General features: G+C 68.1%; 24 protein-coding genes and 1 tRNA gene. 8 read left to right on the top strand and 17 right to left on the bottom strand.

What is annotated here, in order from left to right; all coding sequences use genetic code 11:
• Positions 1–282 precede the first annotated feature (282 nt).
• Positions 283–567, bottom strand: coding sequence for a hypothetical protein (locus LGR54_RS04940; RefSeq protein ID WP_230360868.1), 285 nt, complete (start codon positions 565–567; stop codon positions 283–285).
• 243 nt (positions 568–810) lie between these two features.
• Between LGR54_RS04940 and LGR54_RS04945 the strand changes: the two genes are divergently transcribed.
• Together LGR54_RS04945 and LGR54_RS04950 are read left to right on the top strand one after the other, a co-directional pair.
• Positions 811–1,902, top strand: coding sequence for a TRAP transporter substrate-binding protein (locus LGR54_RS04945; RefSeq protein ID WP_230360869.1), 1,092 nt, complete (start codon positions 811–813; stop codon positions 1,900–1,902).
• Positions 1,903–1,964: 62 nt separating this feature from the next.
• The gene (locus LGR54_RS04950; protein ID WP_230360870.1) at positions 1,965–3,086 is read left to right on the top strand and encodes a TRAP transporter substrate-binding protein; all 1,122 of its coding nucleotides are present in this window, start codon (positions 1,965–1,967) and stop codon (positions 3,084–3,086) included.
• A 140-nt stretch (positions 3,087–3,226) separates the two neighbouring features.
• Here the strand turns inward: LGR54_RS04950 and LGR54_RS04955 are convergent, their stop codons facing one another.
• The 3 genes from LGR54_RS04955 to moaA form a co-directional block, all read right to left on the bottom strand.
• Positions 3,227–4,150, bottom strand: coding sequence for a DMT family transporter (locus tag LGR54_RS04955; protein WP_230360871.1), 924 nt, complete (start codon positions 4,148–4,150; stop codon positions 3,227–3,229).
• 81 nt (positions 4,151–4,231) lie between these two features.
• A complete protein-coding gene (locus LGR54_RS04960) occupies positions 4,232–5,473 on the bottom strand; it encodes an MFS transporter (protein ID WP_230360872.1) in 1,242 nt (413 codons plus the stop codon).
• A gap of 163 nt (positions 5,474–5,636) precedes the next feature.
• Positions 5,637–6,677: a GTP 3',8-cyclase MoaA gene (gene moaA, locus LGR54_RS04965; protein WP_230361471.1), complete on the bottom strand. Its 1,041-nt coding sequence runs from the start codon at positions 6,675–6,677 to the stop codon at positions 5,637–5,639.
• A 241-nt stretch (positions 6,678–6,918) separates the two neighbouring features.
• On the opposite strand from moaA, the gene LGR54_RS04970 reads away from it, so the two are divergent.
• Positions 6,919–7,305 (top strand): gamma-butyrobetaine hydroxylase-like domain-containing protein, encoded by a 387-nt coding sequence (locus LGR54_RS04970; protein WP_230360873.1) that lies wholly within the window; start codon positions 6,919–6,921, stop codon positions 7,303–7,305.
• A 64-nt stretch (positions 7,306–7,369) separates the two neighbouring features.
• Here the strand turns inward: LGR54_RS04970 and LGR54_RS04975 are convergent, their stop codons facing one another.
• The 4 genes from LGR54_RS04975 to LGR54_RS04990 form a co-directional block, all read right to left on the bottom strand.
• On the bottom strand, positions 7,370–7,978 hold the full coding sequence (locus tag LGR54_RS04975; protein ID WP_230360874.1) for a L,D-transpeptidase: 609 nt from the start codon (positions 7,976–7,978) through the stop codon (positions 7,370–7,372).
• A gap of 178 nt (positions 7,979–8,156) precedes the next feature.
• Positions 8,157–8,729 carry a DUF2059 domain-containing protein gene (locus LGR54_RS04980; RefSeq protein ID WP_230360875.1) on the bottom strand — a complete coding sequence of 191 codons (573 nt, stop codon included), beginning with the start codon at positions 8,727–8,729 and terminating at the stop codon, positions 8,157–8,159.
• 17 nt (positions 8,730–8,746) lie between these two features.
• Positions 8,747–9,454, bottom strand: a complete 708-nt coding sequence (gene rpiA, locus LGR54_RS04985; protein WP_370638140.1) for a ribose-5-phosphate isomerase RpiA — start codon at positions 9,452–9,454, stop codon at positions 8,747–8,749.
• Between the two features lie 91 nt (positions 9,455–9,545).
• The gene (locus LGR54_RS04990; protein WP_230360876.1) at positions 9,546–10,061 is read right to left on the bottom strand and encodes a hypothetical protein; all 516 of its coding nucleotides are present in this window, start codon (positions 10,059–10,061) and stop codon (positions 9,546–9,548) included.
• A gap of 139 nt (positions 10,062–10,200) precedes the next feature.
• Here LGR54_RS04990 and LGR54_RS04995 point away from each other — a divergent pair, with 139 nt between their 5' ends.
• A complete protein-coding gene (locus LGR54_RS04995; protein WP_230360877.1) occupies positions 10,201–10,887 on the top strand; it encodes an HAD-IA family hydrolase in 687 nt (228 codons plus the stop codon).
• 129 nt (positions 10,888–11,016) lie between these two features.
• Positions 11,017–11,091: transfer RNA gene (locus LGR54_RS05000), tRNA-Val, on the top strand.
• A gap of 644 nt (positions 11,092–11,735) precedes the next feature.
• Here the strand turns inward: LGR54_RS05000 and LGR54_RS05005 are convergent.
• Positions 11,736–14,435: a hypothetical protein gene (locus LGR54_RS05005; protein WP_230360878.1), complete on the bottom strand. Its 2,700-nt coding sequence runs from the start codon at positions 14,433–14,435 to the stop codon at positions 11,736–11,738.
• A gap of 328 nt (positions 14,436–14,763) precedes the next feature.
• Between LGR54_RS05005 and LGR54_RS05010 the strand changes: the two genes are divergently transcribed.
• A complete protein-coding gene (locus LGR54_RS05010; RefSeq protein WP_230360879.1) occupies positions 14,764–15,504 on the top strand; it encodes a hypothetical protein in 741 nt (246 codons plus the stop codon).
• A gap of 36 nt (positions 15,505–15,540) precedes the next feature.
• On the opposite strand, the gene LGR54_RS05015 is transcribed toward LGR54_RS05010, so the two are convergent.
• From LGR54_RS05015 to LGR54_RS05040, 6 genes are all read right to left on the bottom strand, one after another.
• Complete coding sequence (locus tag LGR54_RS05015; RefSeq protein ID WP_230360880.1) at positions 15,541–15,825, bottom strand: hypothetical protein; 285 nt, start codon at positions 15,823–15,825, stop codon at positions 15,541–15,543.
• Positions 15,826–15,830: 5 nt separating this feature from the next.
• Complete coding sequence (locus LGR54_RS05020; protein ID WP_230360881.1) at positions 15,831–16,211, bottom strand: hypothetical protein; 381 nt, start codon at positions 16,209–16,211, stop codon at positions 15,831–15,833.
• 10 nt (positions 16,212–16,221) lie between these two features.
• On the bottom strand, positions 16,222–16,785 hold the full coding sequence (locus LGR54_RS05025; protein ID WP_230360882.1) for a TIGR02594 family protein: 564 nt from the start codon (positions 16,783–16,785) through the stop codon (positions 16,222–16,224).
• A 64-nt stretch (positions 16,786–16,849) separates the two neighbouring features.
• Positions 16,850–19,483 (bottom strand): right-handed parallel beta-helix repeat-containing protein, encoded by a 2,634-nt coding sequence (locus tag LGR54_RS05030; RefSeq protein WP_230360883.1) that lies wholly within the window; start codon positions 19,481–19,483, stop codon positions 16,850–16,852.
• Positions 19,484–20,217: 734 nt separating this feature from the next.
• Positions 20,218–20,862, bottom strand: a complete 645-nt coding sequence (locus tag LGR54_RS05035; RefSeq protein ID WP_230360884.1) for a hypothetical protein — start codon at positions 20,860–20,862, stop codon at positions 20,218–20,220.
• Positions 20,863–20,946: 84 nt separating this feature from the next.
• Complete coding sequence (locus tag LGR54_RS05040) at positions 20,947–21,417, bottom strand: GcrA family cell cycle regulator (protein WP_230360885.1); 471 nt, start codon at positions 21,415–21,417, stop codon at positions 20,947–20,949.
• Positions 21,418–21,523: 106 nt separating this feature from the next.
• Here LGR54_RS05040 and LGR54_RS05045 point away from each other — a divergent pair, with 106 nt between their 5' ends.
• Together LGR54_RS05045 and LGR54_RS05050 are read left to right on the top strand one after the other, a co-directional pair.
• Positions 21,524–22,144: an XRE family transcriptional regulator gene (locus LGR54_RS05045; protein WP_230360886.1), complete on the top strand. Its 621-nt coding sequence runs from the start codon at positions 21,524–21,526 to the stop codon at positions 22,142–22,144.
• A 121-nt stretch (positions 22,145–22,265) separates the two neighbouring features.
• Complete coding sequence (locus LGR54_RS05050) at positions 22,266–22,976, top strand: SOS response-associated peptidase (protein WP_230360887.1); 711 nt, start codon at positions 22,266–22,268, stop codon at positions 22,974–22,976.
• Between the two features lie 12 nt (positions 22,977–22,988).
• On the opposite strand, the gene LGR54_RS05055 is transcribed toward LGR54_RS05050, so the two are convergent.
• A complete protein-coding gene (locus tag LGR54_RS05055) occupies positions 22,989–23,198 on the bottom strand; it encodes a hypothetical protein (protein WP_230360888.1) in 210 nt (69 codons plus the stop codon).
• Between the two features lie 256 nt (positions 23,199–23,454).
• Positions 23,455–24,966 (bottom strand): tripartite tricarboxylate transporter permease, encoded by a 1,512-nt coding sequence (locus tag LGR54_RS05060; RefSeq protein WP_230360889.1) that lies wholly within the window; start codon positions 24,964–24,966, stop codon positions 23,455–23,457.
• Between the last annotated feature and the right edge of the window lie 8 nt (positions 24,967–24,974).

Raw genomic sequence — 24,974 nt, forward strand, 5'->3', positions numbered from 1 at the left:
CGCACGGACTTGCCGCACGGACTTGCCGCACGGACTTGCCGCACGGACTTGCCGCACGGACTTGCCGCACGGACTTGCCGCACGGACTTGGATGCGCGGTTCGGCCGGAGCGGCCATGTCGTGGGCGGGGGTGCCCACGCGGTGGCGCGAGGCGCGGGCAAGCGAACTCGGCATGAGCTGGCAGGTGGCCGTAACAGGCCGACGTCACCCGCGCGGCGCGCGCAGGAGGGCGACGCGACCGACCGCCTGTCACGCAGGCCAAGCCGCCGTCACCTGCGGCCGTCACCCGTCGGCGTCATTTGCCGGCGGAGGCGTCGCACTTGATCGCGATCTGGCGTGCACGTCGCCGGAAACCGCCTGGGAGCCGCCGCGTGCCTTCAGTTCGGTGGACATGCATTTCTTAAACGCCGTCTGCGCCGCCGGCGAGCGGGCCTTGTCGCCCATCGGCTGCACCATGTTGGCGTGAGCGGCGGGGACAAGGGCAAGGCTCGTGAGGACGAGGCTCGAGAACAGTATGGCGGTGCATTCCAGCAGGCGTGAAGCGGGCCGTTCGGGCACTGGACGCATGACATCCTCCCTGGCTGGCGGGTGGCACCAAGCTACCATATCCGCGCGGGCGGCGGAATTTCCCCTTGCCGGCCGCCGCGCGTTCCGGCCGCCGCCGGGGGCCAGGCGCACACCGGGGCCGTGCTTCCGCAGTTGCCCTCGCTTCGCCGCTGTTGCAAAGACTGCGCTGTCGCAAACCCATGCGCGCTGAATGTCCCGCGCCGGCCGAGACGGGCCGGGCGGGGTGAAGGAAAGGCCCATTCGATGAAACGCCGCGATCTTCTCACCGCCGCCGGCCTCGGTGCGCTGGCGCCCGCCGCGCTCGCCGCCCCGGCCCTCGCCCAGAGCGCGCCCACCGTGCGCTGGCGCCTGACCGCCAGCGTGCCCAAGGTGCTGGACGCCATCTTCGGCGCCAACGAGCTGGTGGCGAAATATGTGAGCGAGGCCACGGACGGGCGCTTCACCATCCAGCCCTTCGCCGCCGGCGAGATCGTGCCCGGCCTGCAGGCGCTCGACGCGGTGCAGAACGGCACCGTCGAGGTGGCGCAGACGCCGCTCTATTACTACACCGGCAAGGATCCCACCTTCGCCTGCTTCACCACCATGCCGTTCGGGCTCAATGCCCGCCAGCAGAACGCCTGGTTCTACCATGGCGGCGGGCGCGAGCTGCAGAACGAGTTCCTCGCCGGCTACAACCTCGTCGGCTTCCTCGGCGGCAATACCGGCACCCAGATGGGCGGCTGGTTCCGCAAGGAAGTGAAGACGTTGGAGGACTTCAAGGGGCTGAAGTTCCGCATCGGCGGCATCGCCGGGCAGGTGGTGGCCAAGCTCGGCGTGGTGCCGCAGCAGATCGCCCCGTCCGACATCTACCCCTCGCTGGAGAAGGGCACCATCGACGCCTGCGAATGGGTCGGCCCCTATGACGACGAGAAGCTCGGCTTCGTGAAGGTGGCGCCGTACTACTACTATCCCGGCTGGTGGGACGGCGGCCCGACGATGAACGTCGTTGTCAACAAGGCGAAGTGGGACGAACTGCCCAAGGCCTACCAGGCGATCTTCGAGGCCGCCACCGCCTATGCCAATGCCGACATGCTGGCGAAATACGACGCCTTCAACCCGGCGGCGCTGCGCCGGCTGGTGGCGCAGGGCGCGCAGCTGCGTCCGTTCCCGCCGGAATTTCTCGACGCCTCCTACAAGGCGGCGAACGAGCTCTATGCCGAGATCAGCGCCAAGAACGCCATCTTCAAGAAGGTGATGGATGCGCTGATCGCCTTCCGCAACGACGAGTATCTGTGGTGGCAGGTCGGCGAATATCCCTATGACAGCTACATGATCCGCGCCCGCCAGCGCGGCTGATCCGTGCCCGTCCCGCGAGCCACATGTCGCGGGGCGGCCCCCGAACCCAAGGATTGACGACGATGACCCGCTCCCTCGAGCGCCGCACCCTTCTCAAGGGCGCCGGCATCGCCACCGCGACCGCCGCCGCGTCGGTAGCCGCCGCATCTCTTGCTTCCCCGGCGATCGCCCAGACCGCGCCGACCGTGCGCTGGCGCCTGACCACCAGCTACTCCAAGGCGCTGCCGACGCTGTTCGGCGCCAGTGAGCTGCTGGCCAAATATGTGAAGGAGGCCACCGACGGCGCCTTCCAGATCGACGTCTTCGCCCCCGGCGAATTGGTGCCCGGTCTGCAGGCCTTCGACGCGGTGCAGAACGGCACGGTCGAGCTCGCCCAGACGGCGCTCTACTACTACATCGGCAAGGATCCGGCCTTCGCGCCGTTCACCACCATGCCGTTCGGGCTGAACGCCCGCATGCAGACCGCCTGGATGTATCATGGCGGCGGGCAGGAGCTGCAGGACAAGTTCCTCGCCAAATACGGCGTGGTCGGCTTCGTCGGCGGCAATACCGGCGCGCAGATGGGTGGCTGGTTCCGCAAGGAGATCAAGTCGGTCACCGATGTCAGCGGGCTGAAGATGCGCCTGCCGGGCCTCGCCGGGCAGGTGATGGCCAAGCTCGGCCTGGTGCCGCAGAACATCGCCTCCGGCGACATCTATGCCGCGCTGGAGAAGGGCACCATCGACGCCGCCGAGTTCGTCGGCCCGGTGGACGACGAGAAGCTCGGCTTCGTGCGGGTGGCGCCCTATTATTACTATCCCGGCTGGTGGGAAGGCGGACCGACCATCCACTTCATCGCCAACGACAAGGCGTGGGCGAAGCTGCCGGCGAACTACCAGGCGGTGTTCAAGGCGGCGAGCGCCTATGCCAATGCCGACATGCTGGCGAAATACGACGCCGGCAACCCGGCGGCGTTGCGCCGGCTGGTGGCGGCCGGGGCGCAGCTGCGCGCCTTCCCCATTGAGGTGATGGACGCCGCCTACAAGATCAACACCGAGCTGATGGCGGAGATCTCCGGGAAGAACGAGGCGTTCAAGGAGATCTACGGCTCGATGATCGCCTTCCGCAACGAGGGATACCTCTGGTGGCAGGTCGGCGAATATCCCTATGACGGCTACATGATCCGCGCCCGCCAGCGCGGCTAGAGGACGTCCGGTGAACTCCGGTTCACCGGACGTCCTCCAGGGTTTTGTTCGGGCGCGTTTTCTTCACGCGAACCGGACTCCACTTCGCTCGAAAAAGCTCTAGGCACGGCCTCTCGCGGGACACTCCCGAAAGCGGCGCCTCAGGCGGCGCCGCTTTCCACCTCGGCGGCGCCGGCCCGGCGCGGCGGATCGAGGCGCGGGCGGTCATTGTCGCGCACCGTGTAGATGCCGGCGGCGACGATCAGCGCCATGCCGGCCACCGAGACGAGATCCGGCACCATGCCGAACAGGGTGGCGCTGAGGAACACCGCGCACACCACCGCGGCGTAGCGGAACGGCGCGATCACCGCCGGATCGGTGCCGCGGAAGGCGGCGATGGTCAGACCGTTGCCGAGGATCAGCGTGCAGCTGCCGCCGAGAATCAGAAGCAGCGTGTGCAGGTCGAGCGGCTTCCATTCCTCGAAGCCGGCACCGGCAAAGCCGAGCGCCATGCCGCACAGCGCGGTGCCGAAGGTGACGACGAGGCTCGGCACGTGGCGCCCGATGCGCCCGGTGACGAAGTCGCGCAGCGTCATCAGCATCGCGGTGATCACCGGCAGCACCGCGACCGGCGCGAAGCTGGAGGCGCCCGGCTTGATGATCAGCCCGACGCCGACCAGCCCGACCGCCACGGCGATCCAGCGCTGCCAGCCGAACTTGGAGCCGAGCAGCATCACCGCCGCCGCCACGGTGAGCAGCGGCGCGATCTGCACGATGGCGGCGGCATCGGCGATCGACATGACGGCGAGGGCGGTCATGAAGATGTAGGTGCCGGTCGCCTCGGCCCAGGAGCGCACCATGGTGCGCCCGTCCACCACGTGGCGCAGCTGGCGCAGCTCGCCCCGCCACGCCATCAGCGTGATCAGCATCAGCGCCGCGATGAGCCCGCGCAGCGCCATCATCTGCGAGGGTGGCAGGCCCTGGCCGGTCAGCACCAGCTTGGAGAAGGCGTCGTTGCCGGAGAAGAAGGCGGAGCCGCCGATCATCAGGAGGATGCCGCGACGGTTGGTCTTGTGATCGTGCATGGGACGGGCGGGGAGCGAGGGACGCGGACGGAGGGAGGCGGACGGGGATAGACTAGCGGGGAGGTGGCAACAAAGCGTTGCTCAGCGCTCCTCGCAGGCGACTTCGGCGAGGGTAACGTCGGATGTGGCGGCGCCATGGCCGGCGCCGGCCGGCGCTGCGCCCATATGGGCGACCGGCTCGCCGCGCCGCTCCAGATCGCGCGAATAGACGCACAGGCCGAGCGCGCCGAGCGCCAGCGCCGCCCCGACCCAGGGTAGCGACGCATAGTCGACGCCGAAGGTAAGCGCCGCGCCGCCGATCCAGGCGCCGGCGGCGTTGCCGAGGTTGAAGGCGCCCTGGTTCAGCGTCGAGGCGAGGTTGGGCGCGCCGACGGCGGCGTCGACCACCCGCACCTGGATCGGCGCCACCACGGCGAAGACCAGGATGCCCCAGATGAACACGTTGACCACCGCCGGCAGTTCGTGGCCGATGGTGAACACCAGCGCCACCAGCACGAGGGCGAGGCCGACGAAGATGCCCATCAGCGAGGGCATAAGCTTCCAGTCGGCGAGCTTGCCGCCGAGGATGTTGCCGATGGTGATGCCGACGCCGAACAGCAGCAGCACCACGGTGACGGCGTTCGGGGTGAGGCCGGTCACCTCGCGCAGCAGCGGCGCGATATAGGTGAAGACGGTGAACAGGCTGGCCGAGGCCAGCACGCTCATCATCATGGCGAGCAGTACCTGCGGGCGCTTCAGCACCCGGAACTCGCGCAGGATGTTGCCGCTGCTGTGCGGGATCGCCGAGGGCACCCAGACGGCGATGGCGGCGACCGCCGCGAGGCCGATGATCACCACCGCCCAGAAGGTGGAGCGCCAGCCGGCGAACTGGCCGAGCGCGGTGCCGAGCGGCACGCCGAGCACATTGGCCAGCGTCAGGCCGGCGAACATCAGCGCGATGGCACTGGCCCGCTGGTTCTGCGGCACAAGGCTGGCGGCCACCACCGCGCCGATGCCGAAGAAGGCGCCGTGGCAGAAGGCGGTGACGACGCGCGCCGCCATCAGCATCCAGTAGTCCGGCGCGACGGCGCACAGGAAGTTGCCGACGACGAACATGCTGGCGAGGCCGACCAGCGTCGCCTTGCGCGGCAGCGAATTGGTGATGATGGCGACGATCGGCGCGCCGATCACCACGCCCATGGCGTAGCCGGTGACCAGCAGGCCGGCGGCCGGGATGGTCACGCCGAGATCGGCCGCCACCTCGGGCAGTAGCCCCATGATGACGAATTCGGTGGTGCCGATCCCGAAGGAGGCCATGGCCAAGGCCAACAGCGGCAGCTGCATGGGTGACTCGCGCGGTGCTATGAGGTGATTCCGTGCCGCTTCCCTAGCAGTCCGGACCGCTCCCAAAAATGCACAAGCTGTTGCAATGCAGCAAGATCAACTCACGCGCGGCAGCCATGCGGCTTTCGCGCGGGCGGTTAATCGAAGGTGAATCGGGCTGGAATCAGCCGCCGGTCACGCTCATGTGACGGCGCAGCGCCGGCGCCTGGCCGGGGCGGTCGATGACGAAATCGTGCCCCTTCGGCTTGCGGAAGATAGCGTCGTCGAGCGCGGCGTGCAGCTTCTCGTCGCTCTCCGAGGAACGCAGCGGCGCGCGCAGGTCGGCGGCGTCCTCCTGGCCGAGGCACATATAGAGCGTGCCGGTGCAGGTGACGCGCACGCGATTGCAGCCCTCGCAGAAATTATGCGTCAGCGGGGTGATGAAGCCGAGGCGCCCGCCGGTCTCGGCGATCGAGACATAGCGCGCCGGGCCTCCGGTGCGGTAGGCGATGTCGCTCAGCGTCCAGCGCTGCTCCAGCTGTGCCCGCACGGCGGAGAGCGGCAGATACTGGTCGAGCCGCTCGGCGCCGGTATCGCCCAGCGGCATCACCTCGATGAGAGAGACGTCTATGCCGCGGCCATGCGCCCATTCGATGAGCGCGGGGATCTCGTCCTCGTTCTCGCCGCGCAGGGCCACCGCGTTGAGCTTCACCTTGATGCCGGCCTGCTGCGCGGCGTCGATGCCGGCGAGCACCTTGTTGAGGTCGCCCCACCGGGTCAGCGCCCGGAAGCGCTGCGGATCGAGCGTATCCAGCGAGACGTTGATGCGCTTCACCCCGCAATCGGCGAGTTCACCGGCGAAGCGGGCGAGCTGCGAGCCGTTGGTGGTGAGGGTGAGTTCTTCCAGCGCGCCGGATTCGAGGTGGCGGGACAGCGAGCGGAACAGCGTCATCACGTCCCGGCGCACCAGCGGCTCGCCGCCGGTGAGGCGCAGCTTCCTCACGCCCCGGACGACGAAGGCGGAGCACAGACGGTCCAGCTCCTCCAGCGTCAGCAGCTCCGGCTTCGGCAGGAAGGTCATGTGCTCGGCCATGCAGTAGACGCAGCGGAAGTCGCAGCGGTCGGTGACCGAGACGCGCAAATAGGTGACGGCCCGGCCGAACGTATCCACCAGCGGTGCCCGCGGGGTGTCCCATAGGGCACTGTCGATGTGCTTTTCGCTCATCTGGACCAAGGCGTCTGCTCCGCATGCTACCGAACACCGCCCCGTCGGGGCCGGCTCACTACGATATCTAGGGATTCCATGCTGCCATGCCAAGGCGCAGGCTTCTATCGCTTGATCGCTGATATCACTCGATTTTGCTGCATCGCACGTTCAGCATCGCCGCAAGGGGCGGAACCGCGGCGGGGTTGGCGGCGCCCGCGCGCTCGCTTATGTCAGGACCGAGCAACAGAGGAAGCCGACCGTGACCGACGCCTCACCCTGGCCCACCGAACTGAAGGTCCACAAGGACCACCGCACCCTGACCGTCACCTTCGAGGATGGCGCCAGTTTCGCGCTGCCGGCGGAATATCTGCGGGTGGAGAGCCCGTCCGCCGAGGTGCAGGGCCATTCGCCGGCCGACCGCAAGCTGGTCGACGGCAAGCGCGAGGTGCGCATCCAGGAGTTGCTGCCGGTCGGCCACTACGCCGTGCGCATCCTCTTCGACGACGGCCATTCGACCGGCATCTACAGCTGGGAGACGCTGGCGACGCTCGGCCGCGAGCAGGATGAGCGCTGGACGAGCTATCTCCAGCAGCTGGCGGCCAAGAACCTGTCGCGCGACGCGCCGGGCACGCTGCGCCGGCACTGACGGCCGGCGTGGTCTGCGGCGAGGCCGGTTCATCGAACCGGCCCGCGATGTCAGGTCGGCCTTGTCAGTTCAGCACCACCACGCGGGTGCCGACATTGACGCGCTCATAGAGATCGGTCACGTCGTCATTGGTCATGCGGAAGCAGCCCGACGACACCGCCTGGCCGATGGTCTCCGGCTCGTTGGAGCCGTGGATGCGGTACAGCGAGGAGCCGAGATACATGGCGCGGGCGCCGAGCGGGTTGTCGATGCCGCCGGGCATGTAGCTGGGCAGGCCGGGCCGGCGCTTGCGCATCTGCGGCGGCGGCGTCCAGCCGGGCCATTCGGCCTTGCGGGTAATGGTCTTGTTGCCGCCCCAGCGGAATCCGTCGCGGCCGACGCCGATACCGTATTTCAGCGCCGTGCCGTTGGGCTGCACCAGATAGAGCCGGCGCTCGGCGGTGTTGATGATGATCGTGCCCGAGGAATAGGGGCCGGCATAGGAAACCGTCTGCCGGGGAATCGACGAGGCGCCGCGATAGCCGGACTTGGGGCCGACGCCGAAATCGAACGGCTTGGGGAAAATGCCGAGGAGCGGATTGTCCAAGGCCATGGCCGGCGCCGCCGCCAGCATCGCCGAGCCGGCCAGGACGGCCGCGGCGGCAAGTGTCTTCAGTCCCATCATCTGCCCCATGCAACACTCCACCCAAGCGGACGCCTGGCGTCCGCCGTCCCGATCTCGCCGCACGTCTGGCGCGGTGCCACCGGAACATCGGCATGATTATGCCGGCCAATCACAAACGACAGGTTGACGCCCGCATGGTGCGCACGCGAGCGCCGGCTGTGGATGCCCCGGGCGGGGCGCCGGACCGTCAGATGGTGAAGCCGCGCTTCTTCATCTCGGCGCGAACCCGGGTCTCGACTTCCTGGCCGAATTTGGCGCTCCAGGTCTGGATGCCCTTCAGGCCCTCGTCCAGCAGCTCCTGGCGCTGCGCCACCAGCTTGCGGCCGGTGGGCGAGCGGTAGAAGGCCAGCAGCTCGCCGAGTTCGGCCTCGGTGAACTGCGCCGCATAGGTGCGGGCGAGGATGGCGGTGATTTCCGCCTTGCGGGCCTCGTATTCCGGCACCAGCGACTTCGCCACGTCGCGCAGGTCACGGATCAGGTCCGGATTGGCCTGCACGAAGCTGCCGGCGGTCTGCTCGACGATGGTGGGGATGATGGAATCGAAGCTCGACGCCTCGCCATTGGCGACCAGGAGCTCATTGGCGAGCTTCATGCGCTCGGGAGACGGCTGCGCGGCGGCGGCCGGGGCGGCGGACTGGGCGAGCGCCGGAGCGACGGCCAGCGGGCCGAAGGTCAGCATCGCCGCGATGGCCAGCGCGCGCGAGGCGCCGAGGCCGGTCGCTTTGCCACCGGCCGCGCGCCCAGAAAACGGAACGTTCATTCGTAACTCCCTGACGTTCATGCTTCGGCGCGGGTGATGGTGGTTGCGCCGGCGGGATCCGCGAGAATGACGCGGCTCGCCATGTTTATGAAAAGACCGTGCTCGACGACGCCCGGCACGCCCGACAACTGCTCCGCCAGCGCGGCCGGATCCGGGATTGCGCCATAGGCGGCATCGAGGATCAGATTGCCCTGATCGGTGACGAAAACATGACCGTCGGCACGCCGCCGCAGTGTGAGCACACCCTGGCAGCCGGCCGCCTTGGCGGCGCTGGCGATGCCACGGCGGATGGCGGCGAGGCCGAAATCCACCACCTCGATCGGCAGCGGGAAGGCGCCGAGGATCGCCACCTTCTTGGAGGCGTCGGCGATGACGATCATCTCCCGCGAGGCGGCCGCGACGATCTTCTCGCGCAGCAGCGCGCCGCCGCCGCCTTTCACCAGCGCAAGGCCGGGGCCGATCTCGTCGGCGCCGTCGATGGTGATGTCGAGCGCGGGGTGTTCGTCCAGCGTGCCGAGCGGCACGCCGAGCTTTTCGGCGAGGGCGCGGGTCTGCTCGGAGGTGGGGACGCCGACCACTTCGAGCCCCTGCGCCACCCGCTCGGCGAGCAGCTCGACGAAGTGCTTGGCGGTGGAGCCGGTGCCGAGGCCGAGCTTCATGCCGCCACGCACGGATTCCAGCGCCACGGCGGCGGCCTGACGCTTCAGGGTTTCGACATCGGACACGAGAGCGCTCCCGGAGAACTGGACACGCTGCCTAACCCCGAAACGCTGCTCGGACAAGCCCGGGCGCCGGATTTCGCCGACGTCGCGGCGGTCAATGGGCCGGCGCTGTGCACACCACCGAGGCTTCCACGCCTCCGCCTTCCTTCGGCATGTCGCGCACGTAGCAGACGCTCATCGCGCCGGTCTTCACATTGACGCGGAACACGCCGGTCTCGCCGGAATAGCGGGTGGACACCATATCGTAGGTGCCGGGCTCTCCGGGGCCGGCGCTGGCATCGCGCGGGAAGCAGCGGGTAACGCCGACGACGCTGCCTTCCGGCCGCTCGAACTGACAGGCCGATACCTCGCCGGTGTGGGTGTTCACCGAATAGAGCCGGTTGGCCTGCACCGAGGGCGGGGAGCCGAAGACGTAGCCCGCGCCATCGGCCGGCGAGGGCGGTGCCGAGGAGGTGCCGGCCGGGGAGACCGCCGAGGGCGCGGTCGCGCCCTGCGCGAGGGCTACTCCGCCCGTCGCCAACGCCAGCGGCAGGCCGAGCGTGGCGGCCAGCGCGATATGCCGCACGTGGTGAGCCCGGCGCATGAGGGCGGAAAACCGCAAGCACGTCATATGTCTTCTCCCGAATCCGTCGCCCGCCCGGCATTCCGCCATGCGACGCGCACCCGGTGCAAGCTGGACAGGGAAAGCGGCGGGATTGTAGGCAGAATTCATCCGGTTCCGCGTTCTCCGCAACATTCAGGTATCCGCCATGTCCCCTGTTGCCCGCCCGTCCGTCATCGCCTTCGACCTCGACGGCACCCTCGTCGACACCGCGCCGGACCTTCTGAACACGCTCGACGTCATCCTGCGCGAGGCCGGCGTGGAGCCGCTGTCGCATGACGACACGCGCAAGATGATCGGCGCCGGGGCCAAGGCGCTGGTGCAGCGCGGCCTCGACGCCGCCGGCCTCGTGCTGCCGCAGGAGCGGGTGGAGGAGCTCTATCTCAGCTTCCTCGACCATTATGCCGAGCACATCGCCGACGAATCGCGCCCCTTCCCCGGCCTGCTCGACGCGCTCGACCAGCTGGCGGAGCAGGGGCATGTGCTCGCCGTGTGCACCAACAAGCTGGAATGGCTGTCGCGTCGGCTGCTGGAGCGGCTGGAGATGGCCGACCGCTTCGCGGTGATCGCCGGCTCCGACACCTTCGCCGTCCACAAGCCGGATGCCGGGCATCTGATCGGCACCATCGAGGCGGCCGGCGGCGACCGGGCGCTGGCGATCATGGTCGGCGACAGCCTCACCGACGTGACGACGGCCAAGAATGCCCGCGTGCCCTCCATCGTGGTGCCGTTCGGCTATACCGAGACGCCGGCCGCCGAGCTGGGCGGCGACGTGCTGATCGAGCATTTCGACCTGCTGCCGGCGACGGTGGCACGGCTGCTGGCGCGGGGCTGAACTGGGGCGGGGAGCGGGCCGCGCCGGGGTGCGAGACGCCGGCGCGGCGCATCTGAGCCGTGGATGGTGGCGATGCCCGCTTGACACCCATCGGGTGGAGCCAGTAAATCGCGCCACCTTGATGGCGGCGGGCGATTAGCTCAGCGGGAGAGCACTCCCTTCACACGGGAGGGGTCGCAGGTTCAATCCCTGCATCGCCCACCATCAAGCTCTAAGTTCTTCAATCCCTTAAGTTCGATGTTCGCCAGGTGCAGCAAGGCACCGGCGCGCGAACGTTTGCCCGACACAGCGAACGAACTCGTGGAAGATCCGGGGGATCGTTCCACCTGTGTCCTGCCGTAAGCGAAAAAGCGCTGAACGTCTCTCTCCGGAAGAGAGGGGATCAACCCACAGGCATGATGCGGACGCGACGGCGCGGGCGGCGTTCGGTGGTTTGGCGCATGCGATTCTCCTCTGCCGCGGCTGTCAGCTTGACGAGAGATTGGCAGTGCGACGGCCATGTGCAACCTCCACAGCCATAAATCCAACCTCGCCGCGATCATCGATCTGGTCGGGACGCTCCGCTATGGCGCCGGCAACTCGGCGCGGCAGCCGGGCGTCTACCTCGACTATCCGGCGTCCATCGCGTTCCACCGGGCTCGTGGAGATCGAGCCCGGTGGATTTGTCGTCTGCCGCCCCGGGCAAGGCGCGATCGGCGTCTCGTCGGGACGGTTATCGTGGCCGCGTCTGACCCGAAGGCCACGCCGGCGCACCGATGGTCCGCCGGCGCGCAGGCAGGGCAGGGGGAGCCTGCCCTGCTGTCACACCCTGCGGATCGAGGTGGCGCCAGTGATCGGACCGTGCGCGGTCACAGCGCCGAGAACAGCAACCGCCATGCCCCGCCGGAATAGATCATCCCCACGCGGCTGCTCACCGATGTGAGGGTGATGTCGGAGCCGAGCTTTAGGTTGCCGCCCGAGGCGTCGCTATCCAGCGTCACGGGGTAGCTGCCCTGTATCCGCACAGTGAGGATCCTCCCCTCCTGTGCGCCGGTGATCGCGGTGATGGTCTGCGCCGCGCTGGGGTTGGGCTCGGAGATGCGTATCTCGCGCAACGGCACGTCGCCATGCGCCGGGAGGCTGATCACCCCGCTCGCGGCGGTGAGCGTATAGTAGCTGTCGCCGAACTCATTGCCGTAGCGGGAGACGATGAGCCCGCCGCTATCCACCGCCGTGGCCGGTGGCGTGCCGCGCTGACGGTTGTTGACGATCCGCAGCGAGCCGTCGGTCTCCCAGTCCAGGGTGGTGCCGCGCGACAGGCTGACATGGGCGGTCGATATGTCCTCGAAGACGTTGTCGTCGATCTCGATGTCGCTGATTGTCTCCGTCGCCGAGCCTTCGTGCAGGATGCCGTAGGTCCCGTTGGCCAGCCGGTTGCCCCGGATCGTGACATCCGACCCGCTGAGCTTCTGCTGATAGCGGAACCAGATGAGCGGGTTGGTTCCATCGCCTTCGAGGTCGCTGTCCAGCACCGTGACGTGCGACTGGTTCTTGCCGATCAGCTGGATCGGCGTCTTGGCGCGCACCCGGGTATTGACCACTCGAAGGCTCTCGAAGCTTGCGCGGCCCTTGATCGCGTCGCCGAGCTCGCAGTCGACGATGTTGATCCGCCCGGTATAGGGCGTTTCCGGGTACGTGCTGGGATCGGTCGTGATGTAGCCGCCGATGCCGATGCCGCCGCTGCTCATGCGCAGCCCGACGATGTTGTAGTTCTTACCGCGCAGCGTCATCCCTTTGACGTTGCGGGCGATGTGGTTGACGAGCGAGAAGTTCTTGACCTCGTGCCCGCCCGGCGCGTTCTCACACTCGAACGACACGCCGCCGGTGACGACGACATCGCCGCAGATCAGGCCCTCGGCGCTGACCGTCGAGTCCGACAGGTAAGTGACGAGATTGGCGAACCCGCAATCCACCGAGCGCCGGCAATATTTCCCGTCGGGGTCGTTGACGGCTGCCGAGATGCCGCCTTGCAGCACGATCCCGTAGAACCTCTCGCTGACCGGCGTGGTGTTGGTCGGGTCGGTGTAGTCTCGCCCGAACGTCGCGGGCGAATCCACTTTCGCGGACACGTAGATCGCCAGGACGATCGACGATCCCTTGAAGTTCTCGCAGTGCGACTTTTCCACCAGGATTTGCTCGAACCCCGTGATCGACAGCGGGGAAATCGCCGCCGTACGTAGATATTCCTCGTCGCCCTCTTTGATCTCCGATTGGCCATCGCCGGGGCCATAGGCGCGGAAGTTGCGGATCAGGCAAGTGCCGCCGAGCTGCAGCTTGCGCACGTTGACCGGGTCGGCCACCGGGTCGGCGGCCAGGTCATAGTGCTCGAGCAGACCGGAACCCAGCGAAAGCGCGGCGCTGTTCGTGATCTCCCGAATTTGCGCCATCTCTCCAGCATAGGCGATGCCGTAGCCGGCGATGCCGGACACGCCGTTCCAGTACTGGTGCGTGCTGGTCACTGCCAGCCAGTCGCCGATGGAAAAGCCTGTCGTGTCGGCCACGGTGATGTCCGTCGCGCCTTCGGCAACGGCTGCGGTCAGGCGCGTCTTCGTCCCTGCGTAGGTCAGGCCATTGATGCTGAGCCACGGTTCCGCACGCACGATCGAGCCGCCGGAAAGGTCGACGAAACCAGACGTGCCGAAATCGATGGAAATATCCCGGCCCTGAGGAACGAAGAGCTCATGGTAGGCCAACGAGCACTTATAGCGGCCATGGGCTTCGATGACCGGCGCGTAGCCGGCGGCCATGAGGTTGTTGGTGCGCAACACCAGGCGCCGGAAGGCATCGTCGTCGCTGGACGTGGTGCCGGCGCGGAACATCTCCGGCGTCAGTATGCCGGAATTGGGGGTAGCTGCGTCCGCGCGCCAGTCCAGCGGCACCGGCAGATAGGTGTAGCCGAAGAAGCTGGCCTGCCCCTGATCGGTGTATTCGACGAGCCAGAAGTCGTCGATCGTCCGATTGAATGTAGTGCTACCCGAAAGACTCAACCCGTAGTCGCCCTCGCGGATGTAGAAGATAAGCGTGTTGGTTCCCGGATAGCCGACGCTACCCAGCGAGCGGCTCTTTCCCGCATCCAGGTTGAGAACGGTCGCCACCAGGTTCCCCGGATCGCCGGCTGCGCCGATGGTTACCCGCCAGCGCACGGCCTTGCCGGGTGCCGGAAGCGGATTGGTCGCGCCGGCCGCGCGAAAATCATAGGTGATGGTTTCGGACAGGGCCGACCCATTGATCACCCCGCCGCTCCAGGTGCAGTTGACCAGCGTCCATGGGGTGTCCGTGATCGCGGTCGGATCGGTCGTGAAACTCCCATCGACGAGGAGCTGGGAGCCGAGGGTCGGCATCCCGCCCGCCACGATCGGGTTGTTCGACCCGTCGCGGGCCAGCCGGTAGTGCGAGGCGCCGCCGTCGCCGGGGGCGGTGTAGCCGTAGAGGAAGACGTCATCCGGCAACGGGCTCGGCGCGGAAGCTGCCACGGCGTCGGCGAACGTGTCGAAACGTACGGTCGTCATTTTGCTAACCTCGTTGGTTCAGGAAAAACGGCTGGGCACTGCGCCCAACCGCACGGATTTCCGGTACCGGCCTGCGTTCGCGGATGGCACCGGGTAGAAGGGGCTGGCGATAGGGCGGATCGGATCCGCCGACGCGGCAGGCGTCGGGCGGCGCGTTCCTGTCGCCGGAGCGGGAGGGGTTTCGTCCCGGCGAGGCCGCCGGCGTCTCCGACGGGCGCCCGGCGCGAGAGGCGAACCGGTCGATGAAAAGCCGGACAGGGGGCTATCGGGCCGGTTGGAACGCCGGCCGGCGCGCTGCTATGGTCCGCCGCGCTCGGAGGGGGAGTTGATGAGAGAAAACGTGCGGATGGCGGTGATCTGCGGCCTCTGCGTGGTGCTGGGCCTGTGTCTCGGCTTCGCCGTCGCGGCGACGTTCTGGAGCCAGCTGCTGGCGGGCATCAACAGCAACGCGCTGTCGAACTGGCTGGGCTTCACCGGCGCGGTGATCGGGGCGCTGGCCACGGTGACGGCCGGTGCGCTGGCCTATATCGGCGTGGTCTACAGCCATGCGGCGAGCACGCGCGACGCTGCCATTCACCGGATCACCGGCTATCTCGCCACCCTGCGCAACCTCTACGCCAGCTGGATGGAGCTGAAGGACACGCCGGAGACCGATCCGAGCCGCGACCTGAAGGTGCATACGCTGCAGAGCGAATTGCTGCGACCGGAGGTTACCGTCGCGCTGTACGATTCCATCCTGCAGGAGGATCAGGTCGCGATCTTCGTGTTCTGTAACACCCTGCGCGTCGGTCTCACCAACGGGCACCCGCACCAGCACAATGCGGCGGGCCTCGCGCTCTACATCTTCGACGACGTCACCCGCGCCCTGACCATCCGCAAGCGCTTGCTCGAGGAGGGCAATCCGCTGCGCAAGGTGCAGGGCACCAAGTTCCTGGTGCCCGCGCCCTACATCAAGGCGCTGTCGAGCGGCGAGACCGCCGATGTCGCGGCCAAGAAGGCGTGGGTCTACGCCGAGCCGCAGGACCGGCAGCCGGCGGAGCTTCCCGCGCAACTGACCGCCGGCGCCTGATCGGGCCGGTCGCCGGGCGCGACCGCGTCGCCCGCGCTACGGCCGGAACAGATGGGCGCGCAGGCCGGCCCAGATGACGATGAGCGCACCGCCGGTGAGAATGGCGAGGACGGTGTAGCCGATCTTCGCCGCCGCGCCGTCCATTGCCTTGCGCCAGCGCCGCAGGAACCAGAAATCCTTGCGGGCCTCCTCGCGGTCGATCTTGTCATCGAGATAGAGGCCGGCATCCGCCAGCCCCCGCCGCACCGACTTCTCGATCAGTTCGCCGAATTCCTGCCGCGAGACGAAGAGGACGACGGATTCCGCAGGCTCGTTCTCCATGCCCTTCAGCCTCCGAGCGGCTTTCGCGCCCGCCACCGGCCGTAGAGCACGGTGGCCGCCCCGAGGATGGCGGTGAGCTGCGAGGTGAGGGAATCGACGCTCGGCGGCGTGCCGTCGGCGATGTCGAGCGCCAGCGAATAGATGCCGCCGACCAGCGCGACGAGGGCGCCGAGCGTCACCCGCGACTGGTACCAGGGCTCGGCATTGGTGGCGTGGTCGAGCCGCGCGACGGCATCGCGGATCGCCGGCTGGCGGCTGAGCTCCGCCAGCACCTGGCCGGCGATCCGGTCGGCCTCGGCGCCGGAAGCGGCATTCTCGGGTATGCGGATGACGGTTTCCACGGCGCCGTGGACGGCGCGGGTCAAGGCGCGAAGATTGGCGGACATGACGGCCTCCTCAGGCCTCGTTGACGGAGAGCGCTCCGGTGCCCGCGCCTCGCGGCAACGGGCCTGCGGGCGCCGCGAAGGCCGCCGGCCACCGCAGGCCGCCGGGGCGCAACCGGCTCCGGGCGAGGCGGGTGACGGTGACCGCGTCGGACTGGTTGCCGCCGAGCACGTGCCAGGCGCTGCGATCCTGGCCGACGAGAAAGCCGACATGGCCCTGCCAGGATGACGGCGCGCCGTGCCAGAACACCGCGACGCAGCCATAGGCCGGCGTTTTGAGTTCGATGCCGAATTTCAGCCAGTTGATCGAGCCCCAGGGGGCGGGCGGCAGCGTCTCGTGCGGCAGGCCGGCGGCGATGCACCAGCCGGCGAAGGTGCCGCACCAGGCGGCCTCGTCGTCGCGGAAGGGCGCATCGAGCGCCTCCAGCATGCGCAGGATCGCCGGGGCGTGCGTCGGTCCCTTGATCTCGCGAAGGCCGAGATGACGACGGGCTTCCTCGATCCAGGGCAGGGTGGGGGCGGCCCCCGGCGAATTGCCGGGGGCCGAGGGCTGCTTCTGCAGCTTCGATGGGGTCATGGCGAGGCTCCAGAAACGAAAAAGCCGCCCGGAGGGGCGGCGTGGGACGAGCGGGCGGAACGGGTCAGGCGTTGCTGGAGAAGGACAACTGCACCACGTCGGTGTCGTAGCCGACCAGCAGCACGCGGTCGTGCGACGAATCGAGGACGAGATCGCCGCTCAGCCGCAGATTGCCGCCGCTGGCATCGTCCTGGAGCGTCAGCGTGTAGGAACTCGCCTGCTTGCGCAGCAGCAGCATCTGCCCCGCCTGCAGCCCGTTGATGGTGGTGATGGTCGCGGCGGCGGTCGACAGCACATGCGCCACGATGACGTTCGAGCGGGTCTTCGGCAGCGTAAGCACCCCCGAGGCTGGGGTCAGGGCCGTGCTCTGACCGGCGAAGTTGTTGCCGTAGCTGCTCAGCTGCAGCCCACCGATATCGGTCTTCGACGCCGGGAGGGTGCTGCCCATCTCCACATTGTTCGCCAGTTCCAGATCGGCCGGCCCCGACCAGAGCGAGCCGATGCCGCGGGTGAGCGCCAGATGGTTGGTCGAGATGTTCTCCAGCCGGTTGTTGACGATGCGGATGTTCTTCACCTCCTCGATCTTCGCGCCGGCGTGGTAGACGGCGATGGTGCCGTTGGCGAGCCGGTTGTCGCGAATGTTCCAGTTGGAAGCGTCGACCTTGTTGGGCAGGTTGCCCGGCAGCACCTCGGACGGCTGATTGCCGACGATGTAGCCGGCGATGACCGGGTTGGTGCCGGCCACTCCCTCGATGTCGCAATCGGCGATTTCGACATTGCTCTGGTGGCGGCCGTAGAGCTCCACCGGATTGTCGGCGCGGATGGTACAGCCGCGAATGACCAGCTTGTCGAAGGCGTGGCGCACGACGACACCGAACGAGCCGGAATTGGTATTCCGCATCGAGCAGTCGATCAGTTCCAATACGCCGACGGAGGGGTCCACCGTCGGGTACAGCGCCGGATCCTCGAAGTGATCCGCTCCCACGGCGATGCCGGAATTGATGTCGACCCCGATCCAGCGGACGTTCTTGCCGCGGATCTGCCCGGCGACGTTGCGGCCGATATGGCCGATGAGCTCGACATTGTAGGAATAGTGCCCGCCGGGCATGGTTCTGCTTTGGATCGTATGGCCGCCGATCATCGTGATGTTCTGGCTGATCACCGCCTCGCGCGGCTGCTGGTCGCTCGCCAGATGCGTCAGAGTGGCTTCGTGCAGATCGATGGACCGGCGGCAATATTCACCGATCGGGCTCAGGATGCTGGCACGGCTGCATCCATAGATTTCCCGGCCATAGAACCATTCGCTGTCGGTGTTGCAGTGGTCGAAGCGACGGCCGAGGGTGCGCGGCGTGTCCATGCTGATCGAGCCGCACAGCGTGTAGCGCGCCGAGAAGGCGGGAAAGTTCTCCAGTGTGACGTGGTTCTCGGCCACCTGAGCGAAGTGGCGCACATGCAGGAAGCCCTTGCCGACATTGGTGATGCTGGTGGCGTCGGCGGGGCCGACGGCACGCAGTCCCTGCAGCACGAAGCTGCCCGCCATGCCGATGCGGCGGACATTCACCGGATAGGTGGTGGGATCGGTCGCGTGCTGGGCATAGGAATGGGAGAGGCTGCTTCCGAGCGCCATCGGATCGACCGCGGCGTCGCGGATCTGGATCAACTCCCCTTTGTTGATGGGAGCGAAACCCGGAGCGGTCTTGTTGGCCGTGTCGATGATGCCGCTGAAGTACTCCCAGGTCGAGGTGACCGCGACCCAGTCGCCATCGTCGAAGCCGGTATTGCTCGCCACCGGCAGGGTAAGCGCGCCCGCCGCGACGGCGGCGTCGAGCGTGGTCTTGAGGTGCGGTGGAACACTGTAGTCGTAGCCGGGACCGAGGACTTCCAGCCAGAACGGCGTGGTGGCGACCACGCCGGTGATGTCGACCAGACCGGTTCCCTTGCCGTCGATGGTGAGGTCGATGCCCTTCGGCACCGACAGCAGGTAGCCGGTATCGACACAGCTGTACTGGCCGGTCATCTCCAGCCGCACGTTCGGTTCGGTGGCGACCAGGGAGTTGATGCGCAGGAACAGCCGGCGGAATCCGGCATCGTCATTGGCGCCCTCGCCGGTGCCGAACATTTCCGGCCGCAGCACGCCGTCGAGCGGGATCGGCAGATAGGTCGACCCCATGATCGTCTGCTGGCCCTGGTCGGACCGCTCGCGCAGCGAGACGACGCCGATGGTGCCGAGGAAGTAGGTGCTGCCGGTGATCCTGATGCGCGCGTCGCCGGAGTTGGCGGTGAAGGTCACATTGCAATTGCCGCTGCTGCTGGTGGCCAGCAGTACGGCTTTGCCGTCGCCATCGACCACATAGGCGAACCAGTTGCCGCCGCCGCTGTTCACGACATTGAAGGACAGGCGGTAGGCCTTGCCGCGGACAAAGGCGAAGTCCTTTTCGGCGGTCTTGTCGTCGCCGGAGTTCGGGCCGAGGCGGTTGCTCTGGATCGTCCAGACCGCCAGCGTCCAGCCGGTCCAGGTGCCGTCGAGGAGATTGGAGCCCTCCAGCGGCAGGGCCGCGGGCTGTAAATCGTAGAGGGCCGCGCCGCCGTCGCCGAGCTGGGCGCGGCCATCGACGCGCACGCGCTGCGGCGCGGTGTCGGGGGGCGTGGGGGTCGGGGCCGCCAGTGCATCCGCAAGGGTGGGGAAATAGACTTCCATCTTCAGTCTCCAACAAAAAAGCCGCCTTGCGGCGGCGGGGGGATCGTTCATGTGGCGGGTGGCCGGATGGCTACCTTCCGTCGTGGGTGGCCACATCGCTGTGGCATGGCCCCGTCCGCCATCGGTCGGCTCCGGCTGGCATAGATTCTTGGCCGGAGCCCCCGGACGGCGTCCGGCCGCTCGCCGGGTCATGGCGAGGCGCGGAACCGGGAAGCGCCGCCCGGCGGGCGGCGGACGGGGCAGGCAAGGGCGTGGCCGACAAGGGCGTGGCGAGCACGCGCGTGGCGGCGCATCGTCGCGATGCGTCGGCATCGGGCGTTGGTGGGAGCCATTGGCTTCTGGGGGTAATGGCCATCGCTGACGGCGGGCGGCCATGACCGGAAACAGCATCGACGCCGGTAGCCCGAACGCAAAAAGGCCGCCTCGCGGCGGCCTGTAGTTTAGAGCGGGGGCATCAAGCGAATTTCCGTCGTCGATCCGCGAAGGCGAGCCCCGGCGATGGAAGCCTCGAGGACATCGCCCGGCATCGGTGCCGCATCTCGCGGCGGAGCGGCCGGAGGACCGGTCCTTGGCTTCGGACGATAAGCAGAAGGGGCGTCGTTCGCGGGCGAGCCGTATCTCGGCTGCGAAGGACGGCGATCGAAAACAAAAAACCCGGCGAGCTAGCGGCGCGCCGGGACATAAATACTCACAATCTCATTGTGTCCTTAGATTACGCGGCCGATTGTCGGCCGTCAACTGCCGTCATCGTCGAAAAGCAACTCTGCCTCGACCGGAGCCGGTGCGCGCCAGTGACGGATGCGGCCCGGCGAGGTACCGGCGGGCTGGTCGAGGCGCGTCGGAGCGAGCTGCCACAGGGCGGCGAGGGCCGCGAGACCGGCCTTCAAGGCCCTGATGTCGTCGCCGACTGGCGCATCATGCACCGCGACGCGGCCGACCACGGCGGCGATCGTCTGCCCCCGCGGCAGGGCCGCCAGCCTCCCTTTTGCCGCCAGGTACTGGCGTTCGAGCCGAGCGTGGCGCGCGTCCTCGCTGCCGGTGGCGAGGCGAGTGTCGGCGAAGGCGTCGGCGACCAGGCTGCCCAGCGCCGATTGGGCGCCGCGGGGGGCGGAGATCGCCCGGCGATAGGCGCCGACCAGTTGCCGATACGTTTCGCCGGCGGTGAATTCCCGCTCGGAAATGCGGTCTCCCAACCGCAGGCGGCCGAGTTCGCTCTCGGCGAGACGGCTGTGCCGCAAGCCTTTCGGCAAGGCGGCGCGATGCGGCTGGGCGAGCGCTACCGCCAAGGTCTCGGCCTCGGCAGCGCTACGCGCCGCGCGAGAGCGGGAGAGGCGGCCGGAGGTGGTGCGCGGACGATCTTTCAGCTTGCAGCGTGCCATTGATTGTCTCCTGCGTCCTGCCGCGCGGGCGGCCGACGAATGGCATCGAGGTTTGAAGTCCGGAGCGGTGGATGCGTCGAGCGATCAGGTCGTGCGGCCGGTCCGTTGCTCGCCGCGGGCGTAGATGTCCCAATGCGAGGGGCGGATGACCCGGCGGGCGTGCGGCTCGCACCAGGACAGGCCGGCGCGCATCACCGGAGCCCCGCAGCACAGCGCGAAGCCGTCCTCGCCGTCGCCCGCGATCCACGCGCATTGGAAGTCCTCGCGGGCGAGAATGGAGACGGTCGGCCGATGATCGGCTCCGGCGCCCGAGGGCGACGGCCGGTCCGGCGCTGCTTCCGGCGGGGGCAGGGCGGGCACGAGGGTCTCGGGACCGGCGGGCCTCTCCGGCAGGGGCCGGGATGGGCCGGCGCGGCGGCGGCCGCTCGTGGTTTTCGGTGGCGCCGGGGGCCAGCCGGGATCTTCCAGCTCAGCCGCGCCGAAATAAGCGTCGGAGGCCTGCCGGCGTTCCTGCTCCGCCAGCCAGAGGTCGAGAGGGGGGGTGTAACGTGCCATGGTGCTGGTATCCTCATGCGGTCAATTCAAAACGTATCGTATTGGACGATTCGATTTGTATCAATCTATGTGATACGATTTGCACCGATGGTAGGGAGTGCCGACGATGGAAGTGGCGGAGCGGCTGCGCGGCGCGCGCGAGGAGGCCGGCTACAAGAGCGCGGCGGAAGCGGCGCGGGCCTTCGGCTGGAACGAGGTGACCTATCGCGCGCACGAGAACGGCGTGCGCGGGCTGAAGCGCGAGGCGGTCGACAAATATGCCCGCGCCTTCCGCGTGTCGCCGGTGTGGCTATGGTCGGGGGAAGGCGCGCCGGACAAGCGCAATGTCGTGATGGTGCTGGGCTATGTCGGCGCCGGCGCCGAGGTGTTCTCCATCGACGATCTCAGCCGGGGCGACGGGCTGGAGGAAGTCGAGCTGGATTTCCCGGTGCCCTATGGCAGCATCGCGCTGGTGGTGCGCGGCGACAGCCAGTACCCGATCTTCGAGGATGGCGACCTGATCGGCTATCACGAGCACAGCGAGGATCCGAATCTGCTGGTCGGCCGCATGTGCATCGTGCGCCTGCTCGACGGCCGGACCTTCCTGAAGCGTCTGCGCAAGGGCGTGCAGCCCGGCCTGTTCACCCTGGTGAGCGCCAATGCGCCGGATATCGAGGACGTGCCGGTGGAATGGGCGGCGCGCTACACCTTCCACATCCCGTCCTATGCGTGGCGGAAGCCGCGATGATGCGATTCGTGTCGAATTTTACGAACCTGTGCAAAACGAATTGTCGTTCTGAGCGCAGCCGGAAGTACGGTGCGGTGTACGGTCGGATTGATTGACGCCGCCGCAGGGCTAGTCTGGACCGATGTGCAATCTCTACAGCCTGAAGACCAATGCCCAGGCGATCGCCGACCTGGTCGGCACGCTGGACAATTTCGCCGGCAACCTGCCGCAGCAGCCGGCGATCTTTCCCGACCAGCCGGCGCCGGTGGTGCGCGTGGCGGCGGGCGGCGGCCGCGAACTGGTGCGCGCCCGCTGGGGCATGCCGCCGCCACCGCAGGGCGGGGCGCCGGTGACCAACATCCGCAACCTCGCCTCGCCGCACTGGCGGGGATGGCTCGGGCCGGCGCATCGCTGCCTGGTGCCGTTCACCTCCTTCTCCGAATATGCGCCGACGCCGGACCCGGTCAGCGGGCGCCGCGACATCGTGTGGTTCGCCGGCGACGAGCAGCGGCCGCTCGCCTTCTTCGCCGGCCTGTGGACCGCCTGGCAGGGCACGCGCGGCACGAAGGCCGAGCCGGTGGAGGGGCGGCATGAATTGTTCGGCTTCCTCACCTGCGCCCCCAATGCGGTGGTGGCGCCGATCCACCCCAAGGCGATGCCGGTGATCCTGACCACCGCCGAGGAACGGGAGGTGTGGTTGCGCGCGCCGTGGGAGGAGGCGAGGGCGCTTCAGCGCCCGTTGCCGGATGACGGGCTCATCATCGTCGCGCGTGGGGCGGCCAAGGCGGACCCGCCCGAGGACGAGGAGCGCCCGCCGGCCCGGCCGGCCTCCCCGCAGTTGAGCCTGTTCTGACCTCGCCGGCCGTTATCCGGTGCCAAGCAGATGCTCGACGCGATGCAGCTTGTTGTGGAAGCCTTGGAAGCGGACGACCAGCAGATCCGGTTCCAGCGGATGGTAGAGGTCGAGCGTGGCCGCCGAGGTCGACATGTTGTCGAACACGATGAGGTTTTCGCGCCCGACGATCGCTGCGTGATGCCGGATCCAGCACTCCAGGAACGTGGTCTCATCCTTCACCCTTCAGGATGATCTTGAGCGGCGAGGGCTGGCGGGAGATGGCGCGCAGGATGGTGTCGGCATGCCGCTCCCACGACTTCATAGCCCCTTGAACCGCTCCTCGACTGGCTCTTGGCCGCCACGTGCTCAGAATGAGCTGTTGGAAGGCCGGGTCAAGGCGTCGTGCGGCGGCGGCAGGGCGCACACATGAAAAGGCCCGGCGCGTGGCCGGGCCTTTCATGTCGAGCGGGCCTTTCATGTCGAGACGGAGGTAGGCTCAGTCCTCGTCGCCGCCGACCGGCGCCTTGCGGCCGGTGATGAGGAAGAACAGCAGCGGCCCGAACAGAGCGAGCGCGGCCAGCGCGTAGAGCGTCAGCGCCACCGGGCTCTGGAACAGCACCAGCGGGTCGCCGACGCTGATGGCGAGCGCGCGGCGCAGCTGCTGCTCGGCCAGCGGGCCGAGGATGAGGCCGACCACCACCGGCGCGATCGGGTAGTCGTAGCGGCGCAGCACATAGCCGAGCAGGCCGAAGATCAACAGCATGCCGAGCTCGACCAGCGACGGGTTGGCGCCGAGCGTGCCCAGCGTCGCGAAGACCAGGATGCCGCCATAGAGCCACGGGCGCGGGATCGCCAGCAGCCGCACCCACATGCCGACCAGCGGCAGGTTGAGAATGAGCAGCATGATGTTGGCGATGAACAGCGAGGCGATCAGGCCCCAGACGAGGTCCGGGTTGGTGGCGAACAGCAGCGGGCCGGGATTCATGCCGTATTGCTGGAAGCCGGCCAGCATGATCGCCGCCGTCGCCGAGGTCGGCAGGCCGAGGGTGAGGAGCGGCACCAGCACGCCGGCCGCCGCCGCATTGTTGGCCGCCTCCGGCCCGGCGACGCCCTCGATGGCGCCGTTGCCGAACTCGTCCGGCTTCTTGCAGAGCCGCTTTTCCAGCGCATAGGACAGGAAGGTCGGGATCTCCGCGCCGCCGGCCGGCATGGCGCCGATGGGGAAGCCGAGGAAGGTGCCGCGGATCCACGGCCACCAGGAGCGCTTCCAGTCCTCCTTGTTCATGAACACCGAGCCCTTCACCGGCTCGATCACTTCCTCGGCGCGCGAGCCCGCCGCCGCCACCGACAGCGTCTCGCCGATGGCGAACAGCGCGACCGCGAGCGTCGTCACCTCGACGCCGTCCAGAAGGTCCGGCACGCCGAAGGAGACGCGCGCCTGCCCGCTCTGCAGGTCGATGCCGACGAGGCCGAGGGAGAGGCCGATGAACAGCGAGGTGAGCCCGCGCGTCACCGAGGAGCCGAACGCCGCCGACACCGTGGTGAAGGCGAGGATCATCAGCGCGAAATAATCCTCCGGCCCGAAGGAGATGGCGATATCGACCACGGTGGGGGCGATCAGCGCCAGCCCGATGGTGGCGATGGTGCCGGCGACGAAGGAGCCGATGGCGGCGGTGGCGAGCGCCGGCCCGCCGCGCCCGGCGCGGGCCATCTTGTTGCCCTCCAGCGCCGTGACGATGGACGAGCTTTCACCCGGCGTGTTCAGGAGGATCGAGGCAGTGGAGCCGCCATACATGCCGCCATAATAGATGCCGGCGAACATGATCAGCGAGCCGGCCGGGTCGAGCTTGAAGGTGATCGGCAGCAGGAGCGCCACGGTGAGCGCCGGCCCGATGCCGGGCAGCACGCCGACCGCGGTGCCGAGCATGACGCCGAAGAAGGCGAAGACGAGGTTCATCGGTTGCAGCGCAACCATCAGACCCTGTGCGAGAGCGCCGAACGTATCCATGAATGTGC

The organism is Ancylobacter sp. Lp-2, assembly GCF_020523795.1.
Lineage (GTDB): Bacteria > Pseudomonadota > Alphaproteobacteria > Rhizobiales > Xanthobacteraceae > Ancylobacter.

What these genes read in the sequence shown, in the direction of transcription:
- LGR54_RS04940 (WP_230360868.1), bottom strand. Translation starts at nt 567, where the DNA reads ATGCGTCCAGTGCCCGAACGGCCCGCTTCACGCCTGCTGGAATGCACC.
- LGR54_RS04945 (WP_230360869.1), top strand. Translation starts at nt 811, where the DNA reads ATGAAACGCCGCGATCTTCTCACCGCCGCCGGCCTCGGTGCGCTGGCG.
- LGR54_RS04950 (WP_230360870.1), top strand. Translation starts at nt 1,965, where the DNA reads ATGACCCGCTCCCTCGAGCGCCGCACCCTTCTCAAGGGCGCCGGCATC.
- LGR54_RS04955 (WP_230360871.1), bottom strand. Translation starts at nt 4,150, where the DNA reads ATGCACGATCACAAGACCAACCGTCGCGGCATCCTCCTGATGATCGGC.
- LGR54_RS04960 (WP_230360872.1), bottom strand. Translation starts at nt 5,473, where the DNA reads ATGCAGCTGCCGCTGTTGGCCTTGGCCATGGCCTCCTTCGGGATCGGC.
- moaA (WP_230361471.1), bottom strand. Translation starts at nt 6,677, where the DNA reads ATGAGCGAAAAGCACATCGACAGTGCCCTATGGGACACCCCGCGGGCA.
- LGR54_RS04975 (WP_230360874.1), bottom strand. Translation starts at nt 7,978, where the DNA reads ATGGGGCAGATGATGGGACTGAAGACACTTGCCGCCGCGGCCGTCCTG.
- LGR54_RS04980 (WP_230360875.1), bottom strand. Translation starts at nt 8,729, where the DNA reads ATGAACGTTCCGTTTTCTGGGCGCGCGGCCGGTGGCAAAGCGACCGGC.
- LGR54_RS04990 (WP_230360876.1), bottom strand. Translation starts at nt 10,061, where the DNA reads ATGACGTGCTTGCGGTTTTCCGCCCTCATGCGCCGGGCTCACCACGTG.
- LGR54_RS04995 (WP_230360877.1), top strand. Translation starts at nt 10,201, where the DNA reads ATGTCCCCTGTTGCCCGCCCGTCCGTCATCGCCTTCGACCTCGACGGC.
- LGR54_RS05005 (WP_230360878.1), bottom strand. Translation starts at nt 14,435, where the DNA reads ATGACGACCGTACGTTTCGACACGTTCGCCGACGCCGTGGCAGCTTCC.
- LGR54_RS05010 (WP_230360879.1), top strand. Translation starts at nt 14,764, where the DNA reads ATGAGAGAAAACGTGCGGATGGCGGTGATCTGCGGCCTCTGCGTGGTG.
- LGR54_RS05015 (WP_230360880.1), bottom strand. Translation starts at nt 15,825, where the DNA reads ATGGAGAACGAGCCTGCGGAATCCGTCGTCCTCTTCGTCTCGCGGCAG.
- LGR54_RS05020 (WP_230360881.1), bottom strand. Translation starts at nt 16,211, where the DNA reads ATGTCCGCCAATCTTCGCGCCTTGACCCGCGCCGTCCACGGCGCCGTG.
- LGR54_RS05025 (WP_230360882.1), bottom strand. Translation starts at nt 16,785, where the DNA reads ATGACCCCATCGAAGCTGCAGAAGCAGCCCTCGGCCCCCGGCAATTCG.
- LGR54_RS05030 (WP_230360883.1), bottom strand. Translation starts at nt 19,483, where the DNA reads ATGGAAGTCTATTTCCCCACCCTTGCGGATGCACTGGCGGCCCCGACC.
- LGR54_RS05035 (WP_230360884.1), bottom strand. Translation starts at nt 20,862, where the DNA reads ATGGCACGCTGCAAGCTGAAAGATCGTCCGCGCACCACCTCCGGCCGC.
- LGR54_RS05040 (WP_230360885.1), bottom strand. Translation starts at nt 21,417, where the DNA reads ATGGCACGTTACACCCCCCCTCTCGACCTCTGGCTGGCGGAGCAGGAA.
- LGR54_RS05045 (WP_230360886.1), top strand. Translation starts at nt 21,524, where the DNA reads ATGGAAGTGGCGGAGCGGCTGCGCGGCGCGCGCGAGGAGGCCGGCTAC.
- LGR54_RS05050 (WP_230360887.1), top strand. Translation starts at nt 22,266, where the DNA reads ATGTGCAATCTCTACAGCCTGAAGACCAATGCCCAGGCGATCGCCGAC.
- LGR54_RS05060 (WP_230360889.1), bottom strand. Translation starts at nt 24,966, where the DNA reads ATGGATACGTTCGGCGCTCTCGCACAGGGTCTGATGGTTGCGCTGCAA.